A 17,077-nucleotide genomic window follows, 5' to 3' on the forward strand; every position below is an offset into this window, starting at 1 on the left:
CGCTAAGTCAATCGGTGGACTGTGCAGAGCGCTCGGCTGCGGCTGAGCGCTCAACTTCATCAAACCCGCGCAAAATATTGCTCAGGGTCACCGCCGCAAACAGTGCGATGACAAACGATAAATGCCAAGCCTGACTGAGACCGAGCTGCACTAGCGTCATACTCACTAGCGCAGAGACGACCATTTGCCCGCCTCCCGACATTGCCGCCGCCGCGCCCGCTTGCTTTTTGTAGGGCAGCATCACCATCGCTTGCGCGCAAGGCAGCGCAATACCATTGCCTAAGATCATCAACAGTTGCCCCAACATTAAAAACAGTGGTTCTACCGGGCAAAAGAACAGCCATAGCGCTGCGCTGAGGTGTAAGGCGGGGGTAAACAGCAGCATCTTTTTGGTGCCAATCAGCGGTCTTACTCGGTTGCACAGGCTCGTCCCTGCCAACATACCCAGTGTTGGGATCAGCGCCCACATTGCGTATTCGTCGGAGGTCATGCCGATGTGATCTTGCATAATAAATGGCATCACCGACACCGTGGTGATCATCAAGCTAAAATTAAGCCAGCCGATGCTAGCAAAGCTCATAAAGTAGCGCGAGGTCAGCAGAGCACGGTATTGGCTCACCATCGCCTTTGGCGAGGGGATGGCGCTGGTGCTGTGCAGCGTTTCATCAAAACGGAGCGCAATCACTACCCAGGCTAACCCGAGATAGCCGAGCAGTGAGACGAACACCATCGTCCAGCCAAAGTGAAAGTTGATAAAGCCGCCAAGCACCGGCGCCATGACTGGGGTAATGGACGCCGCCATCGCAATGTATGACATTGCCACAGGCAGCTCTGGGCCGCTAAATCGGTCACGAGTCGAAGCGCGCGCTAATACTGCGCAGCAGCCAGTGCCGAGCCCTTGTAGAAAGCGCCCCGCGACCATGCCCATAAATGAGTCGCTCAGCGCAATGATCAGCATAAGACCTGACATGGCGATCAGCAGCCCAGTCAGCAACACTTTTTTGCGACCCAAGGCATCAGAGATAGGACCGTAGATAAATTGCGAAGGACCAAAGCCGAGCAGGTAAATGCCGACCAACAGCTGCGCTTCATCAAGCGTGATCGCGAAATCTTTTGCGATCCAAGGCAGCGCTGGAAAGACCAACCCCATACTGAGTTGGCCGATACTGATGATAAGACACGCCAGTAAGATGGAGCGAAAGTGAATCGCCTTGGCCATTAACGGTCCCCTTTGCGTGTCAAGTTAGCGTGTTTTCCATGACCGCGGCGGCGCAATCCACCTTCGTGGTCATGCTCACTGAGCTTGGCTTTAACGCGTTTGACAGTCGATAAACTGACATCACACTGCTCGGCAACCTGAGCTAAGGTAAGGCCTTCAAAGAGCAGCGCGGCAATCTGTTTGTGCTTGCTGCGATCGGCAGGTCTACCACGAAATTTCTGTTTCCATTGTTCAGGCTGACGCTTGAGTGCTCGGCGCCCTTGCTCGGCGGCAAACAAACGATGCTGTGTTTGTACTTGCGCGTATCCGCTGAGCATACTCAGTAGCGTTTGCGTTTCTGCGGAATTAGGCGCAAAGGTCATGGGTTGGCAAAGGGTTTGCAGTGTCACGCCCTTGTCGAGAATATCCTCGATTGTTGCGAGAGCTTGGCTAAAATCACGCCCAAACACGGTGAACCACCAAATCACCAGCGTATCGCCAGATTGTAGAGTGTTGGAGAGTGATTGAAATTGCTCCCGTTCATTGGGTGGCACGCAGCCTTGTACTTGGTCTTCAAAGTGCTTGGCATCGCGGGTGTGTGCTTGCAGTGCAGCCAAGTGTTCTTGATACGCTCGGTTTTTGGGCGAGAAGCGAGTGTAGAGGTAAGTCGCCATAGTGACTCCTTAGGTAACGTAAAGGTCCAAATAATGTATTGGCTCATAATTGAGTTCACTATACTCGGGTTCATAATTTATGCAAACACCAAATGAGCCATTTACACTTCTTTACGCGGGCAAGTGAGAAGTTTACGTGGGCAAGTGACAAGGCGCCGTTGTTGGCGCCTTGTCACTCTTTCACCCATGAGTCATAGAGCGGCTAATCCCCGAGCGGTTGGCGCTCTAAGCCGCCGCGGTAGGAATCGAGCGCTAACTTAAGCCGTCTTAACTTATCGCGTGAACGGCGTTTGTGGTTGACGGCAAGTGCCATCGACAAGACATCGACCAAGGCGAGCATGGCATAGCGAGAGGCAGAGGGCTTGTAGATAAAATCGGTCTCGTGATGCTCAATCGGCAGGGTAAGATCCGCAATCTTAGCCAGTGGTGTGGAAGCCGGGGTAATGGCGATGACTTTAACGTCGTACTCTTTGGCAAGCTCCGCGGTATCAAGGATGGACGGCGTAAAACCCGTTGCCGAGAGCACGACAAGTACATCATTGGCGTCGGCGGTGGAGGCGACCATGCGCGCCAGTAGCCCATCGTTATACGCCACAATCGGGTAGCCTAAACGAAACAGTCTGTGTTGCATTTCTTGCGCGGCGATGGTCGAGCCGCCGCCCATGCCAACGGTGATCACCTGACGAGCGTGATGCAGCCAGTTCACGGCCTGATCAATATCCGCCTCGTTGATTAAGTTGCGGTTGACATCCAACGACTGTTTGATCGATTCGTATATCCCTTGGTAGCCACTTTGATCCGGCGGCTCAAGAATAAAGCGTTGACCGACCGTGAGGGTCTGCGCCAATTTGATTTTCATGTCGCGCACGTTTTTGCACCCCACCGCTTTGGCAAAGCGGGTAATGGTGGCTTCACTCACTTGCGCCTGCGCGGCGAGTTCGGTGATGCTGGCGTTGGCTGCACCTTGGATGTCATCCATGATCAGCTTGGCCACTTTCTTTTCTGCGTCACGCAGCGCACTAAAGCGCTCGGTCATGCGTGAGATAATATCGACTTCAAGGCTCACATCGATCCCTTATAAAAAATGAGGCTGTGGCGAGTGTACCACAGCGCTGTATCACAGTTAGAAGCGTGTTTCTACCCAATGCGTCACTTGGTATTCGTCATCACAAATGGCTAAGGCGCGCCATTTGTCTATGGTCAAACAAGGGTGAGAGGTAGAAAAGGCGAGAATGTCCCCGACTTCCAGTACGCTATCGGCCGAGACTTCGATAAAGGCGTGTTGATCCATCACGGCAGTGGTGACGGCCTGGCCCAATTCTAGCGCTTTTCCCTCTCGGTAGGCGCGCTCGGCCATCGGCAGCCCGGCATCAAACGCGACGTCTCGCTTACCTAAACCGGCGACAATTTTGGTCGGTTCGGGTCTTGAAATCACATGCGCCCAGACTTCAAGTGAGGATTGCAGATCGCCGCCAAGTCCACAGGCGATGCCTTGGTTGGCCTGCGCGCGTTGCATCACTTTGCTTTGCGCGTCGAGATAAATACCAGTGTCGTGAATGGCGTAGCAACCCGGGCGAATCACCGCGTCAATATCGTCTAAATGGGCAAGCGTCTCAGAGACGACGTCATACCACGCAGAGCCTGCGCCGGTGACCATAGGCTGGCCGGTCACCCAGCCATTTTGTTTTAACTCGCGCGCCAGTGCGACGGTTTGGGTTAAGAATTGGCGAATCTTGTGCTCGGCATCGTCACCATGAATCACGCCTTCATACACTTCAATGCCGCGAAGATTGAGCCCCTCAAGTGCGTGGATCGCTTTGGCGAGTGCGCGTACTTCATCGGCGGTTCGGCAGCCGCAGCGACCACCTTCTACTCCAAACTCAATCAGTACATTGAGGGTGAGCTGATGCGTTTGGAAGAAGTGAGAGAGCGCGCGCGCGTTGGCAAGTGAGTCAACACACACCGTCACCGTGTGTTGATCTTTATTGATCAACGCCGCAAGGATCGCCATGTTGACCTTTCCCACCACCTGATTGGCAATCAGGATCTCTTTTGCCCCGGCCAGGGCCGCGATTTCTGCTTGCGCTGCGCTGGCCACCGTTAATCCCCATGCGCCATGTTTAAGCTGCTGGCGAAACAGCGCTGGGGTCATGCTGGTTTTACCGTGAGGGCAAAGTTTGACCCCGTTGGCGTTAGCAAAGCGCTGCATCCAATCCAAATTGTTGCCTAAGTGCGACGCCACCAATACCGCGGCAGGCAGGCTGACTTCATCGTCGGTGAGGCGGTAGCGAGTGTGTGCACTGCCCGGCAAAGGCTGCGCTTTCTCACCATAACTGGGTGTCGTGTAGAAGGCTTTATGATAGTTATTATCATCAGTGTCGAGCATTTTCATTGGTCATCCCTTGCGTCTAACATGAGTTAAGTATTTGATTTTAAGTGTTTGTTATTATCTACATTAAATTATGTGGTAGAAAGTATCAAACTTTTTGGGTTTGTATGTGTGTTTTATCACTGAACGGCGGCGCAAAATCATTAGCATAAAGGTTATCCAAAGAGCGTGAAGAGAGTCAGTCATGTTGTTCGATACTCTAATCAAACAGGTCACCGTATTTGATGGTCGTGGCAGTGAGCCATTTGTCGCCGATGTCGCCGTACTCGGGGATAAAATTGCCCAGATTGGCAGCCTCGACCACAGCCAGGCCAAGCAGGTCATTGATGGCGTAGGGCTTGCCCTCGCCCCGGGTTTTATTGATGTTCACACTCATGACGATACCAATGTGATTCGTTTTCCTCAGTGTGAGGCCAAAGTGAGTCAAGGCGTCACCACGGTGATCGTTGGTAACTGCGGCATTAGCGCAAGCCCAACCATACTGGCGGGCGATCCGCCGGATCCGATGAATTTACTGGGTAAGCGCGAAGATTTTCAATACGCGACGTTTGCCGATTACGCACAAGCGGTCAACGCTGCGCAGCCTGCGGTCAACGTTGCTGCGTTGGTGGGCCACACGACGCTGCGCAATAACGTGATGGATAACCTCAATCGCACCGCCAGTGATGAGGAAATTGAGCAGATGAAAGCCGCACTGGCGTGCGCAATGGAACAAGGTGCATTAGGGCTAAGCTCCGGTTTGGCTTATGCCAGCGCCAAGCAAGCCACCGCCGATGAAGTGATGCGTCTTGCCAGTGTGCTAGGCGAGCACGGCGGCATTTACACCACGCACATGCGTACAGAGTTTGAGGCGATTTTAGCGGCGATGGACGAAGCCTTTGAAACCGGTCAATACGCCAAAGTGCCAGTGGTCATTTCACACCTTAAGTGTGCGGGGGCTGGCAATTGGGGCCGAACGGTTGAGGTGCTTGAGCGTATGGATCACGCGCACACCCATCAGGACGTCGCGTGCGACTGCTACCCGTACTCGGCGAGCTCTTCAACGCTCGATTTGAATCAAGTCACCGATGAGATTGATATTTTTATTACCTGGTCTGAGGCGCACCCTGAACAGAGCGGAAAAATGCTTAAACAGATCGCCGATGAAATGGGCTTATCACTTATGGCGGCGGCGAAAGCGATTCAACCAGCGGGCGCGGTATACCACTGCATGGATGAAGCGGATGTCGAGCGCGTATTGAGCTACAAGCTCACGATGGTGGGATCGGACGGCTTACCGAACGATCCACATCCTCACCCAAGGCTTTGGGGCACGTTTCCGAAAGTGCTCGGTCATTACAGCCGCGAGCAAGGGCTATTTTCACTGGCCGAGGCCATTCACAAAATGACGGGCATGTCTGCAAAGCGATTTAATTTAACGGGACGCGGCGATATTGCTGTTGGCGCGTTTGCCGATTTAGTGTTGTTTGATCCCAACACAATTAAAGATACCGCGACCTTTGAACAACCGATTTCAAAAGCGCGTGGTATTTATAAAGTCTTTGTTAATGGCTCACTCACTTATTCCGAAGGGGAGGTCAGCGAGCAGAGAAAAGGCACATTTATTTATCGACAGGGAAATAATTACCAATAGTGAAGTTAATTATTTCAATCCCTTTATTTATTCAACCCATTATAAAACCGATAAAAATATATCGACTGGAGTAAATCATGACAATTAAACGTTACGGTATTGAAGGCGGAACAGGCACAGGTGGTCAGCACCTTCCTTTTGCACGCGCGACGGAAGCGGGCGGCTTTCTCTATGTATCGGGTCAAACACCGATGACCGACGGTGAAGTCGTTGAAGGGGGCATCATTGATCAATCTCGTCTTGCGATTCAGAACTGTGTCGACATCATGACTGAGGCGGGCTACGGCCTAGAAGACGTAGTGCACGTTAAAGTGGTATTGACGGATTCACGCTACTTCCAATCCTTCAACAAGGTGTTTAAAGAGTTCTTTGGTGAGCACCCACCGGCGCGTATCTGCATGGTGTGCGACCTAGTGGTGGACGTGAAAGTTGAGGTCGATGTCACGTGTTATCGTGAAGACCGTCGTTAACCTCACAAAATAATATTGATATCGCGTCTTGATGACACAACCCCTGTTACTGTCATCGTTCAGTTTGTCATTGAGACGCTTATATCCCCTACACATATAATTTCTAATATTGGCATTTGTTGTTACTCGTTATTTAGCGAGAAACACGCGTGGAATAATAATTAAATATCGCCAAGGAAATTATATATCTGAAAGATGGATTTTGACATTGAGAGGTGTCCAATGAATAGTACACTTTTTCTTACTGGCTTCGGCGCATATGTCGTTTTTCTTATTTGGCTTGGATGGTTTGTATCACGCAACCAAAAGTCGGGTGAAGATTTTCTACTGGGTGGTCGCGGTTTACCTCTGTTTCTTGTTTTAGGTACCACAGTGGCGACGATGGTCGGCACCGGTTCGAGTATGGGCGCGGTCGGATTTGGCTATGCCAATGGCTGGGCTGGCGCGCTGTATGGCATCGGTGGTGCCCTGGGTATTTTACTCTTGGCCTTATGGTTTGCGCCGGTGCGCAAGCTCAACTTTATGACCATGAGTGAAGAGCTCGCTTACTATGTCGGTGCCAATCGCATCGTGAAAAACGTGGTGGGGCTACTGATCTTTATCGCTTCAATTGGCTGGCTAGGCGCGCACATTCTGGGTGGCGGTATGTATCTCGCTTGGATTGCCGATATTGAGCTCAACACGGCGAAATTGATCATTGCTGCTGCTTTTACCATTTATGTGGTGATTGGTGGGTACACGGCCGTCGTCTGGACGGATACCATCCAAGCGGTGATCTTGTTTGTCGGCTTCATTTTGATGGCAGTGCTCTCGGTACAACACATTGGCGGCCTGGAGAACCTGTATGAATCGATGGATCCGGCGGCCACCAGTTTCCTCGCGATTGAAAAACTTGGCGCTCTGCCAGCATTGTCATTGGCCGTGGTGATCGGTGTGGGCGTTTTGGCGACACCTTCATTTAGACAGCGCATCTACTCGGGCAAAGACGTGTCGACGATTCGTCGCTCGTTTGTGGCCTCGGGTGTGCTTTATCTGTTCTTCTCTTTTATCCCTGCGATCATTGGTATGGCGGCGCACGCCATCGACCCAAGTCTCGATAATGCCAACTTTGCCTTCCCTTACTTGGCGGCAACGGTATTGCCTGTCGGCGTCGGTATGATTGTGCTGATTGCGGGCCTCTCTGCCACCATGTCGAGCGCAAGCTCAGATGCGATAGCTGGGGTGTCGATCTTATTGCGTGATGTGTATGTGATGTTCACAGGTCGTGTGCCAGAGAAAGGCGCAATGATGGCGTATTCTCGCATCGCGTTGGTAGTGGTGATTGGTTTTGCGCTGCTGTTTGCGCTGACTTCTAACGACATCATCAGTTACATCACTAAGATGATCTCAACCGTGATGTCTGGGATGTTTGTCTGCGGTATGTTGGGCCGATTCTGGACGCGCTATAACTGGCAGGGCGCACTTGCGACGTTGGCTGGCGCATCGGTGGCCTCACTAACGGTGATGTTTAGCCCAGAGCTTAGCGCATTTTGGGGCAACCCAGTCATTCCATCTTGCCTCAGTGCCCTGACCTTGGGCGTGGTGGTCAGTTTGCTAACGCCGGCCAACCAGATCTCTTGTGAACAAGCGGCGAAGATCTTAGATGATGAGCGTGCTGCGATGGAAATGACCCAAGGCGGATCAGAAGAGCCGTCGGGGGAGGCAACCCCAGTTCACTCCTCACAGGGGGCGTAACCCCGCACTCTCCCTTTAATTTTCGAGGCGCTTCACAGCGCCTTTTTTTAGCCCGCAAGCACGTCGTGAAAAGTGCTAATTTAAGGACAAACAGTATGAAAAAAGCGACCTTAGTTATGGCGATCTCCAGCTTATTGGCCACAATGCCGGCCTTATCGAGTGCGCCCAATACCGCACTCAATCTTATGCCTTACCCGCAATCGGTGGAACTGGGCTCAGGCACAGTGGCAATAGACAAATCTTTTTCCATCTTTATTAAAGGCCACGATTCTGAGCGCGTACGCTTCAATGCCAAACGTACCGTAGAGCGGCTTTACCGCCAGACGGGTCTACCCATGTTGCACTGGCAAGCGCCCGATGAACAATCCGCGACCTTGGTGATTGATATCGCGCAGCCACCTGAACCAGCAGGGCAGAATCTGAGCAGTGATGAGTCTTATCAGCTGTATGTGCGTGATGGGAAAATTCACCTCACTGCCCCCATGCCTTATGGTGCGTTTCATGGTTTAGAAACCCTGTTGCAACTGGTGATCACCGATGCCAACGGTGTTTATGTGCCTGATGTGAGGATTGTGGATCAGCCGCGATTTAAGTGGCGTGGCGTCTCTTACGACACCTCACGTCATTTCATCGAACTTGAGGTCATTTTGCGTCAGCTAGACGCGATGGCGTCTGCTAAGATGAACGTTTTCCATTGGCATATCTGGGACGATCAAGCGATCCGAATCGAAATTGAGAGTTACCCGAAATTGTGGCAAGCGACCGCCGATGGGGATTATTACAGCAAAGATGAGATTCGTCAGGTGGTGGCCTATGCGCACAACCTAGGTATTCGCGTTATCCCTGAGATTTCATTACCTGGCCACGCATCGGCCGTGGCACACGCCTACCCAGAGCTGATGTCGGGGGTTGGCGAGCAAGCCTATCCGCAGCAGCGCGGGTGGGGCGTGTTTGAACCGCTGATGGACCCGACCAATCCAGAGTTGTATCGGATGTTGGAGAGCGTGTTTGATGAGGTGGTGGCGCTGTTCCCGGATGAGTATATCCACATTGGAGGGGATGAGCCGAACTACAAACAGTGGCAAGACAATCCCCAAATCCAAGCCTTTATAGAGCAGCATCAGCTTGATGGCGAGCGCGGGTTGCAGTCTTACCTCAATACCAAGGTTGAGAAAATGCTGGCGGCGCGGGGTAAAAAAATGTCAGGTTGGGATGAAATCTGGCATAAAGATTTGCCTACCTCGATCGTGATTCAAAGTTGGCGAGGTCATGACAGTATCGGACGCGCTGCTCAAGAGGGCTATCAAGGTGTCCTCTCAACGGGCTATTACCTGGATCAGCCGCAGCCCACCAGTTACCATTATCGCAATGATCCGATGCCCAAAGGCATCACGGTGGATGACACGTTGCACAGTGGCGAAACGTTTGAAACTTATCAATGGGTGAAGCCGCGTAACAAGGGCGGCCCGCGTAAAGGTCTATTGACCATCATCCAAAACCCGGATGGCAGCGCGCGCGCATTTACTGACTACAACGGCAAATCCCGTGAAGAAGTCCATATTTTAGAGTATGTACCGGGCGAGTATTTTAAGGGCCATTTTGACAACTTTATGTCTTACACCGAGTTTAACTACTGGTTTGCAGACGGTCAGCTTGCGCCAAGCAGCTACCAAAAAGTGGGTAATGTACGCTGGCCGGCAACGGGTGAAAAAATCGCCGCTAGCGACCTTGATGCCAACACGATTCCGGCGCCGACAGGCGGTTACCCTGCGCAATTAACCGATGAGCAGCAGTCACTCATCCTTGGCGGCGAGATCACCATTTGGGGCGAGAATCTCGATACGCTCACCATAGAGCAGCGATTGTGGCCACGCAGTTACGCGATTGCGGAGCGCTTATGGTCCGCTCAGTCACTCACCGATGAGCGCAGCATGTATCAGCGTATGAGTGTGATGGACACCTGGTCGGAAATCTCCCTTGGCTTGCGACATCACGCTGACGCCCAGATGATGCTCAAGCGTCTGGCCAATGGTGGGCCGGTCGAGGCATTGGCAACACTGGCCCGATATGTGGAGCCAGCGCAATATTACGCGAGGCATTGGGAAAAATGGATCTCAACAGCCAATAAAGGCGATCTGTATAACCAATATGAACGCCTAAACCGTTTTGCTGATGCGCTGCCGGTTGAAAGCTTGGCGGTGTATGAGATGAACGATAAAGTGGCGCAATATCAGGCGGGTGATCTTCACGCATTGGATGGGTTGGCAAGGCACTATCACACCGCGCTTAGCGCCGCCGAGCAAGCGCAGCCCATTTTTGCCAGCCATGTTGCCTCTATCGAGACGGTACCCGTTGCGCAAAGCACCATCACGCTTGCTCAGCTTGGCCTAAGTTTGGTTGAGAAAGCGCAGCAAGGCGTGACACTGAGCCGCGAAGAGCTGACGAGCTATCAGCAGGTGATTGATGAGAATGCCATCATCATGGATGAAATCATTGTCGCCATCGTCACGCCAACTGAGAGGCTACTTCACACTTTCGATAAGTGATCGCTCAGTACGATTGCCGCCAGCGTCTGCTGGCGGCATGGTAGAACAAACTCCATCAAGACACGCATTATGACCATAACGCAGAGACATTTTTACGTCGGCACCTACACCGATGCCCCTAGCCAAAGCCGCGGCATTGCCCGCATCGCCCTAGATACCCAGACAGGAGAAATCACACGTTTAGAGGATGTGTGTGAGCTGCGTAATCCTTCTTATCTGGTGAACACCTCGACTGGGCTCTACACCTTCTCGGAGGTGTCTGAGCAAGAGGGGGCGCAAGTTGTCCATCTCCAACCAGCGGAGAACAACGGAGCAATGAACTGTGCGCCGATCCACGGCGATGCGCCTTGCCATATCGCCATCGATGCCGCTCAACGGTTTGTCGCTGTTGCTAACTATGGCAGTGGCAATGTAAGTGTTCACTTACTCGATGAGAATCATCACCCTTCTTCTACGTCGACAACGCTTTTTATTGACGGATTTGGACCTAAGACTCACCGCCAATCAAGCCCGCACGCGCATCAAGTCACCTTTATCGATGGGTATTTGGTGGTGGTCGATTTAGGCAGTGATCGGGTCCATTTTTATCGGCATCAAGATTCGCTCGCGTCGTTTGAACTGGACTACTCCGTGGCCCTTTCTCCCGGCAGTGGACCGCGTCACCTTGTATTCAATCAAGCTAGCAACCTCGCTTATGTGGTGTGTGAGCTCTCTGAAACGCTTGCGGTGCTGACCTATTCTCAAGGCCATTGGTCACAGAGCGCTGAGATCCCGCTATTGCCAGAAGAGACAGTCTATGAGGCGGCGAGTGCGATTTACCTTAGCCAAGATGAGCGCTACGTGTACGTCTCTTGTCGTAAGCAGAACTGCCTTTCTATTTTGGATGTCTCAGTGACCCCACCTCAGAATATTGGCAGAGTCGATACACAAGGTCAGTTCCCGCGCGATTTTACCCTGAGCGCGTGTGAGCATTGGCTGCTGGTGGCCAATCAGCACTCCAATAACATCGTCAGTTTTCATCGAGAGGCCCTCAGTGATGCATTCAGGCCCACCGGTTATGAGTGCTCAATTGATGCGCCTGTCTGCTTGGTGGAATACCAAGCTTAAAGCGTTGAAAATGGGCTGATAACGCCGCTTGCTCCACGTTCAATTACATGGGTATAGATTTGAGTGGTTTTGACATCCGTATGGCCAAGCTGCTCTTGCACGGTTCGAATGTCGGCGCCACTCTCAAGAAGATGCGTGGCGAACGAGTGGCGCAGCGTATGTGAGGTCACCGGTTTTTCAATCTTGGCCCGTTTGGCCGCCGCTTTAATCGCTCGTTGAATGGTGGTGACATCAATGTGGTGCCTGCGAGTTTGATTGGACGCGGGATCGACACTAAGCCTGTCGGAAGGAAAGAGAAATTGCCAATTGAGCGTTTTGTTGGCGCCTGGATACTTTTTGTCTAGCGCGCTAGGCATCATCACACCGGCATACTCCGTTGCGAGCAGGTCGGTTTGCCAAAGGCGGGCTACCGCTTCTCTTTGCTGATGCAGTGCTGGACAAAGTTCTTTAGCCAAGGTCACAACGCGACTTTTATTCCCCTTGGAGAGGTGGATACGCAACGCGTAAAAATCAAAATCGACGTCACCATAACGCAGCCTGACACACTCTTTGACCCTTAAACCTGAGCCATACATTAACTGGATAGGCAAACGCCATTTGGGATTGGTATGCTCGAGCAGCGCGCGGATTTCTTGTTTGGTTAACACCACTGGCAGTTTCTTTTGTTTGGTCGCTTTTCGATATCGGATGTCGACTTTAATCGGCTGTTTCAAGATATGCTCATAGAGGAAAACCAGCGCGTTTAGTGCTTGAGCCTGAGTATTCGCCGCGACATTTCGATCAAGCGATAGGTGCGAGAGAAACTGCTCAACATGCTGGACATCAAGCGTGCTCGGATGCTGTTTATCATGATGGAGAATATAGCGTTTGATCCACGACACGTAAGCCTCAATCGTTTTATTGGCATAGTGCGATGCTCGCATATAATCGGTCACTTGTTGCAGAAACGGTGATTGGATTTTCATGACGTTTTGTGTGTCGGTTAACGGATATAAACCAGTGTACGCTGCCCTATTGGTGTTAGACTGCACTTTGCCGCACATTGCGACCAGTATCATAAGGGTTCATCCTTTAGCGAGTTGTTTTGCAAGGATTTAGCCGATTCCGTTCACAGAAACGATGCAGAATAGGCGGCGCTAGTTGGTTGGGTTAGGTGGCTTGGGGTTGTATATAAAGCGTTAGAACATAGTTTAAGTATAGAAGTAGGATATTAATGGAAATCGCAAGGTATATTCAGTTACCTCAATTTATTAGCCTGATCACAAAAGGTCTGTTTATCCCTAAAACATCGTTATTTGAAGATGAATTAGAGGGGCTTGCATCGGTTATGTTCAACTCTGATGGACAGGGAATTGCCCCTAAAATGGAAAATGATTGGGCTAAAGAATGGATTTATACCAGCTGCTGGTATAAATCCACTGGTGAGTCTATGGCTATGTGGAACCTATATGGTTCAAATGCAGAGTCACTTATGATCAAGACTACGACAACGAAACTGCAAAGTCTTATCGAGCATTCAAAAAAATACAAATCATATCCTTGCCGTTTAAACTTTGTGTCGTACTTTAGTTTCTCTGAGTATCCCAAACCATTGTATCAAAGGGAATGCACTCGAAGTTCCTCAAGAGAGTGTGTACATTTGTTTAACGGCAAGCTTGATGATTTTTTCTACAAGCATCCTGCGTATCGTCATGAGCAAGAAATTCGACTTTGTGTTATCGATAAATCTGCTGTCGAACCATACGAGTTAAATCGAAATTTTGGGGTTACTTTGCCTGTCGGCAAAGACTTTGTAGATGAAATTATATTTGCTCCCAACGCAACTCCCTGGTTTAAAGATGTTGTATATGAAATTATGACAAAGTACGGTATTGAAGCTTACACTGAAGAATCAGAATTAGACTGGCATAAAGAGCTATTTAGCCCGCGCTCGCTATTGTTCTAACAAAGCGTTTAAGACAGATTCCCAACGCTTGGCATTTTCGGCTTACTTTAAATTTAGTGCTTACGGTACAATGGTTTAGGTTAGGTGGTAGCGTTGCTCACTACTTAACGCGGCGTTAGGCGATGGGCAGGAAAATTCTTTGTTCTCATCTTCTTAGTTCTCTTTGAGCATTCGTTTTTCTATGTCGGCAATTCAACATTGTCGGTTCAAATTCTTGAACCTCTCCAGCCGTAAAACACGCCAATGTTCGTGGGTTGCCTCATTGGTTATTGGAGTCGGTTAGCGGCGAGTTTCACTGGCTCAAAGCGTGGCAAGGGCAAGTCAACTGAAGCTTTCGAATTTGCTGTTAGTTTGCAGCTTTGGGTTTCTCGGGTTCAAAACCTTCTTTATTGCTAGAGGTCTGCATTTCGTGCTCGTTGGAATCTTGGCTGAAACATAGTGGCTTTTATGGTTCTTGAATCACAAAAAGTCAGTGGGTGTTTGGTTGCTTATTTTGTTTCAGGTAATCTGCTTTCAAAACAACTTAAACACTGGTGGAAAACTTCGCCTAACAAGGCGTTTAAGGCGGATTCACAACGCTTGGCGAACCCGGTTTAAGTTAGGTTAAGTGTTTAAGATACAATGGTTTAGGTTTGGTGGTTGGCGTTGTTCACCACTTAACGCGGCGTTATATTTATAGTCATGTCTGGAGTTCAAAATGGCATTACCAGCATTAGATGTATCAGAAAATAAGAACAACTCGCCTCACGTGGTCATCTTGGGGGCGGGAGCAAGCTTTGCTGCTTTTCCAAACGGTGACAAAAATGGTCGAAAGTTGCCTTTGATGTACAACCTTGTGGAAGTTTTAGGGATCGGTTATCTCTTTGAGAAACACGGCGTAAAATATGATGGTGAGAACTTTGAGGCAGTTTACGACCAATTATCTAAATCAGGTCAGCATGAAGAGCTCGTTCAAGAAATTGAGACTGCTGTTGAAGAGTATTTCCGTGATATGGAACTACCTGATGAACCGACTATTTACGATTACTTAATCCTTAGCCACAGACCTAAAGATATTATAGCTACATTTAACTGGGACCCTTTCTTAGCTCAAGCTTATCAACGGAATATGAGAGCTGTTGGTTTTGAAAATATGCCTAGAATAGTTTTCTTACATGGCAACGTTTCTATTGGCGCTTGTATGCCATGTAAGACCAAGGGTTGGGTTTATAATCGCTGTGATTCTTGCGGAAAGCAGTTTACACCTTCAAAGCTCTTATACCCAGTAAGTGACAAAAACTATAGTGCAGACCCCTTACTATTTGGTGAGTGGGATGAGCTACAACGTCACGTAAAACACGCTTATTTTGTAACTGTATTTGGTTACAGTGCGCCTGTAACCGATGCTGAAGCTAGAAAGTTGTTATTAGATGTATGGCAAGAGAACCAAGTTAAAGACTTTGCTTTAATCGAGGTCATCGATATCAAAAGCTCCGAAGAAGTTAAGGCTAGTTGGGCTGACTTTATCGTCAGAGAAAACTATGCAATTTACAATGACTTCTTTAATACCTATGCGGCCGTTCACCCCCGTAGAAGTTGTGATGCTTATGCCATGGCAACTCTTCAACAAAGCCCTTGGCAAGACAATCCTTTTGTTAAAGGACAGACGTTAAAAGAGCTTCAAGAGTGGACCCTTAACTTAGTGAAAGAAGAGCAGGGTGTTCTATCAAGTAAAGGTGTTACAAAATAAATATAACAAACTGTTTAAGAGTGATTCGCAACGCGTGGCATTTTTACTATGCGTTGGTTTTAGTGTTTAAGGTGGTATGCGGGAGCTTCGGTATTGCGTTGCTCAAACCTTAACAGGGCGTTATGCGTATTTAAACAAATCGGAGAAATATGAAAGTTAGAAAAAGAGTAAGCCCATGGCGTGGAGAGATTTCAAGGAAGCAACTTTCTGACGGTAGCACACGCATACGTTATGGTATTCCGGTTTATGTGCGCATACGTGCAAAAGTAGTTAATTCTTACCGAGACTTGCTTAACTTTCTCACAAATAACCTTTCTCGGTTTATGGGCGGAGTACTGACTGTTGCACTTTTCCTCATGTTAAAAGAGTCAAGTTTTCCTGTGCCTAATAGTCTCAAGGGAACTGTATTGGAAGAATATGTGCTCAAGAGTGCAGGATATTCAGACATAATAATGGCTATCGCAACTGGTTTGTTTGCTGGTTACTTTGTTTGGCTTTTTGATTCATATCTTCCTAGCTATCTAACTGATAAGAAGAGTGAAAGATTATTATCAACTATAGTTCTGCCAATGTACCGACAAACCGAGAGCTTGTATCATTTCCTTATTAAGGATAGAGCTGATCCTTTAATGGGTTATTATTTGGATAGTGACATGATTTACCCTGAGGGGTTCGATTATGCTTTTGCTCCCACGAATCGTATATTTGACGAAAATATTCTCATTACAATTAAAAAACTTGAAGTTGCAGTAAACGAACTTCGACAAATTGACAGCTATTGGGACTTCGATACGTCTGTTTTTATTTCAGAATTACATATAGCTATCAAGAATGTCATTGTTGAAATGGAAAGTAGCGCTTCTTCTAGGGAATGGCGGTTAGGTCAAATTATGGGGCTGTTCAAGCGTTCCTGTAGCATTCTCATTGAAAAGCAGGTTTTGGTAGCTTTGAAGCAAGTAAACTACGAAAGTGTTAATGAGTTTTCGCAGTACTTATCTAAAGTTAGAGTATCGAGTGAATCATACGCATAACAAACGCTTCAATAGGGACAGCCAACGCTTGGCGAGTTCATTATCACTCGCAAAGTCTTGTGTTTACGGTGCTCTGGTTTAGTAAAATGGTAGCGTTGTCTGCCCATTAAGCGGGCGTTATGCAAATGAGGTCAAATTTGGCAACCAAGAAAGGTTATAAGCGAGAGCATGTTTTCCCAAATGAGTCCTATGTTCAAGAAGCTATCGATCGTCACTTTTTGTCTACTGGTCACGAGATTATAGATGATAAGTATACAGATTTAGTTTGTAGGCATCCTATAACTGAAGAAACGTGGTATATCGAAGCTAAGGGGTTAACATCCCAAGTTGGTTTGGACTTCCGTACCTGTATAGGACAGGTGGTGCAAAGAATGAAAGTTCAGGGAGCAAATTACGCAATTGCAGTACCTGACATTCAAAAGTTCAGAGACCAAATTCTACTTGTCGCTCCTCATGTAAGAGAGAGGTTAAATCTACACTGGATTTTAGTGGATGAAAAACAGTCAGTAATAGTAGTGCCTCCCTCGCAAGATTTGCATAACAAATTGCTTAAGAGTGACGGCTAACCATCGGCATTTTTGGTTCGGTTGGGTTTAGTGATTACGGTGGCTTTGCTTAGGT

14 protein-coding genes are annotated in these 17,077 nt (G+C 49.1%); 9 read left to right on the forward strand and 5 right to left on the reverse strand.

What is annotated here, in order from left to right:
* Nucleotides 1-7: 7 nt before the first annotated feature.
* From AC6R0L_RS07400 to AC6R0L_RS07415, 4 genes are all read right to left on the reverse strand, one after another.
* Nucleotides 8-1,219, reverse strand: a complete 1,212-nt coding sequence (locus AC6R0L_RS07400) for a multidrug effflux MFS transporter (RefSeq protein WP_500628751.1) — start codon at nucleotides 1,217-1,219, stop codon at nucleotides 8-10.
* The gene (locus AC6R0L_RS07405; RefSeq protein WP_500628752.1) at nucleotides 1,219-1,872 is read right to left on the reverse strand and encodes a recombinase family protein; all 654 of its coding nucleotides are present in this window, start codon (nucleotides 1,870-1,872) and stop codon (nucleotides 1,219-1,221) included. Before AC6R0L_RS07405 ends, AC6R0L_RS07400 begins: the two co-directional genes overlap by 1 nt.
* 202 nt (nucleotides 1,873-2,074) lie before the next feature.
* On the reverse strand, nucleotides 2,075-2,938 hold the full coding sequence (locus AC6R0L_RS07410; protein ID WP_334552970.1) for a MurR/RpiR family transcriptional regulator: 864 nt from the start codon (nucleotides 2,936-2,938) through the stop codon (nucleotides 2,075-2,077).
* A 57-nt stretch (nucleotides 2,939-2,995) separates the two neighbouring features.
* Nucleotides 2,996-4,264, reverse strand: coding sequence for an amino acid deaminase (locus tag AC6R0L_RS07415; RefSeq protein WP_500628753.1), 1,269 nt, complete (start codon nucleotides 4,262-4,264; stop codon nucleotides 2,996-2,998).
* Nucleotides 4,265-4,445: 181 nt separating this feature from the next.
* Between AC6R0L_RS07415 and AC6R0L_RS07420 the strand changes: the two genes are divergently transcribed.
* The 5 genes from AC6R0L_RS07420 (at nucleotide 4,446) to AC6R0L_RS07440 (ending at nucleotide 11,751) form a co-directional block, all read left to right on the forward strand.
* Nucleotides 4,446-5,894 (forward strand): N-acyl-D-amino-acid deacylase family protein, encoded by a 1,449-nt coding sequence (locus AC6R0L_RS07420; protein ID WP_500628754.1) that lies wholly within the window; start codon nucleotides 4,446-4,448, stop codon nucleotides 5,892-5,894.
* A gap of 77 nt (nucleotides 5,895-5,971) precedes the next feature.
* Nucleotides 5,972-6,364: a RidA family protein gene (locus AC6R0L_RS07425; RefSeq protein ID WP_334552966.1), complete on the forward strand. Its 393-nt coding sequence runs from the start codon at nucleotides 5,972-5,974 to the stop codon at nucleotides 6,362-6,364.
* A gap of 222 nt (nucleotides 6,365-6,586) precedes the next feature.
* Nucleotides 6,587-8,098, forward strand: a complete 1,512-nt coding sequence (locus AC6R0L_RS07430; RefSeq protein WP_500628755.1) for a sodium:solute symporter family protein — start codon at nucleotides 6,587-6,589, stop codon at nucleotides 8,096-8,098.
* Between the two features lie 95 nt (nucleotides 8,099-8,193).
* The gene (locus AC6R0L_RS07435) at nucleotides 8,194-10,644 is read left to right on the forward strand and encodes a beta-N-acetylhexosaminidase (RefSeq protein ID WP_500628756.1); all 2,451 of its coding nucleotides are present in this window, start codon (nucleotides 8,194-8,196) and stop codon (nucleotides 10,642-10,644) included.
* 69 nt (nucleotides 10,645-10,713) lie between these two features.
* Nucleotides 10,714-11,751 carry a lactonase family protein gene (locus AC6R0L_RS07440; RefSeq protein WP_500628757.1) on the forward strand — a complete coding sequence of 346 codons (1,038 nt, stop codon included), beginning with the start codon at nucleotides 10,714-10,716 and terminating at the stop codon, nucleotides 11,749-11,751.
* Here AC6R0L_RS07440 and AC6R0L_RS07445 read toward each other — a convergent pair.
* Entirely contained in the window at nucleotides 11,748-12,710 is a 963-nt protein-coding gene (locus tag AC6R0L_RS07445; RefSeq protein ID WP_500628776.1) for an integron integrase, read from the reverse strand. The genes AC6R0L_RS07440 and AC6R0L_RS07445 overlap by 4 nt on opposite strands.
* A 254-nt stretch (nucleotides 12,711-12,964) precedes the next feature.
* Between AC6R0L_RS07445 and AC6R0L_RS07450 the strand changes: the two genes are divergently transcribed.
* The 4 genes from AC6R0L_RS07450 (at nucleotide 12,965) to AC6R0L_RS07465 (ending at nucleotide 17,022) form a co-directional block, all read left to right on the forward strand.
* Entirely contained in the window at nucleotides 12,965-13,696 is a 732-nt protein-coding gene (locus AC6R0L_RS07450; protein WP_500628758.1) for a DUF2971 domain-containing protein, read from the forward strand.
* A gap of 697 nt (nucleotides 13,697-14,393) precedes the next feature.
* On the forward strand, nucleotides 14,394-15,425 hold the full coding sequence (locus tag AC6R0L_RS07455) for a hypothetical protein (protein ID WP_005475708.1): 1,032 nt from the start codon (nucleotides 14,394-14,396) through the stop codon (nucleotides 15,423-15,425).
* Between the two features lie 149 nt (nucleotides 15,426-15,574).
* Nucleotides 15,575-16,456 carry a hypothetical protein gene (locus AC6R0L_RS07460; RefSeq protein ID WP_500628759.1) on the forward strand — a complete coding sequence of 294 codons (882 nt, stop codon included), beginning with the start codon at nucleotides 15,575-15,577 and terminating at the stop codon, nucleotides 16,454-16,456.
* A 137-nt stretch (nucleotides 16,457-16,593) separates the two neighbouring features.
* The gene (locus AC6R0L_RS07465) at nucleotides 16,594-17,022 is read left to right on the forward strand and encodes a hypothetical protein (RefSeq protein ID WP_500628760.1); all 429 of its coding nucleotides are present in this window, start codon (nucleotides 16,594-16,596) and stop codon (nucleotides 17,020-17,022) included.
* Nucleotides 17,023-17,077: the final 55 nt, after the last annotated feature.

Source organism: Vibrio sp. R15-SG3-ISO1A, from assembly GCF_059833955.1.

Bases quoted from the DNA above. Each gene is read 5' to 3' on its own strand.
- AC6R0L_RS07400 (WP_500628751.1), bottom strand. From the start codon at position 1,219: ATGGCCAAGGCGATTCACTTTCGCTCCATCTTACTGGCGTGTCTTATC.
- AC6R0L_RS07405 (WP_500628752.1), bottom strand. From the start codon at position 1,872: ATGGCGACTTACCTCTACACTCGCTTCTCGCCCAAAAACCGAGCGTAT.
- AC6R0L_RS07415 (WP_500628753.1), bottom strand. From the start codon at position 4,264: ATGAAAATGCTCGACACTGATGATAATAACTATCATAAAGCCTTCTAC.
- AC6R0L_RS07420 (WP_500628754.1), top strand. From the start codon at position 4,446: ATGTTGTTCGATACTCTAATCAAACAGGTCACCGTATTTGATGGTCGT.
- AC6R0L_RS07425 (WP_334552966.1), top strand. From the start codon at position 5,972: ATGACAATTAAACGTTACGGTATTGAAGGCGGAACAGGCACAGGTGGT.
- AC6R0L_RS07430 (WP_500628755.1), top strand. From the start codon at position 6,587: ATGAATAGTACACTTTTTCTTACTGGCTTCGGCGCATATGTCGTTTTT.
- AC6R0L_RS07435 (WP_500628756.1), top strand. From the start codon at position 8,194: ATGAAAAAAGCGACCTTAGTTATGGCGATCTCCAGCTTATTGGCCACA.
- AC6R0L_RS07440 (WP_500628757.1), top strand. From the start codon at position 10,714: ATGACCATAACGCAGAGACATTTTTACGTCGGCACCTACACCGATGCC.
- AC6R0L_RS07450 (WP_500628758.1), top strand. From the start codon at position 12,965: ATGGAAATCGCAAGGTATATTCAGTTACCTCAATTTATTAGCCTGATC.
- AC6R0L_RS07455 (WP_005475708.1), top strand. From the start codon at position 14,394: ATGGCATTACCAGCATTAGATGTATCAGAAAATAAGAACAACTCGCCT.
- AC6R0L_RS07460 (WP_500628759.1), top strand. From the start codon at position 15,575: ATGAAAGTTAGAAAAAGAGTAAGCCCATGGCGTGGAGAGATTTCAAGG.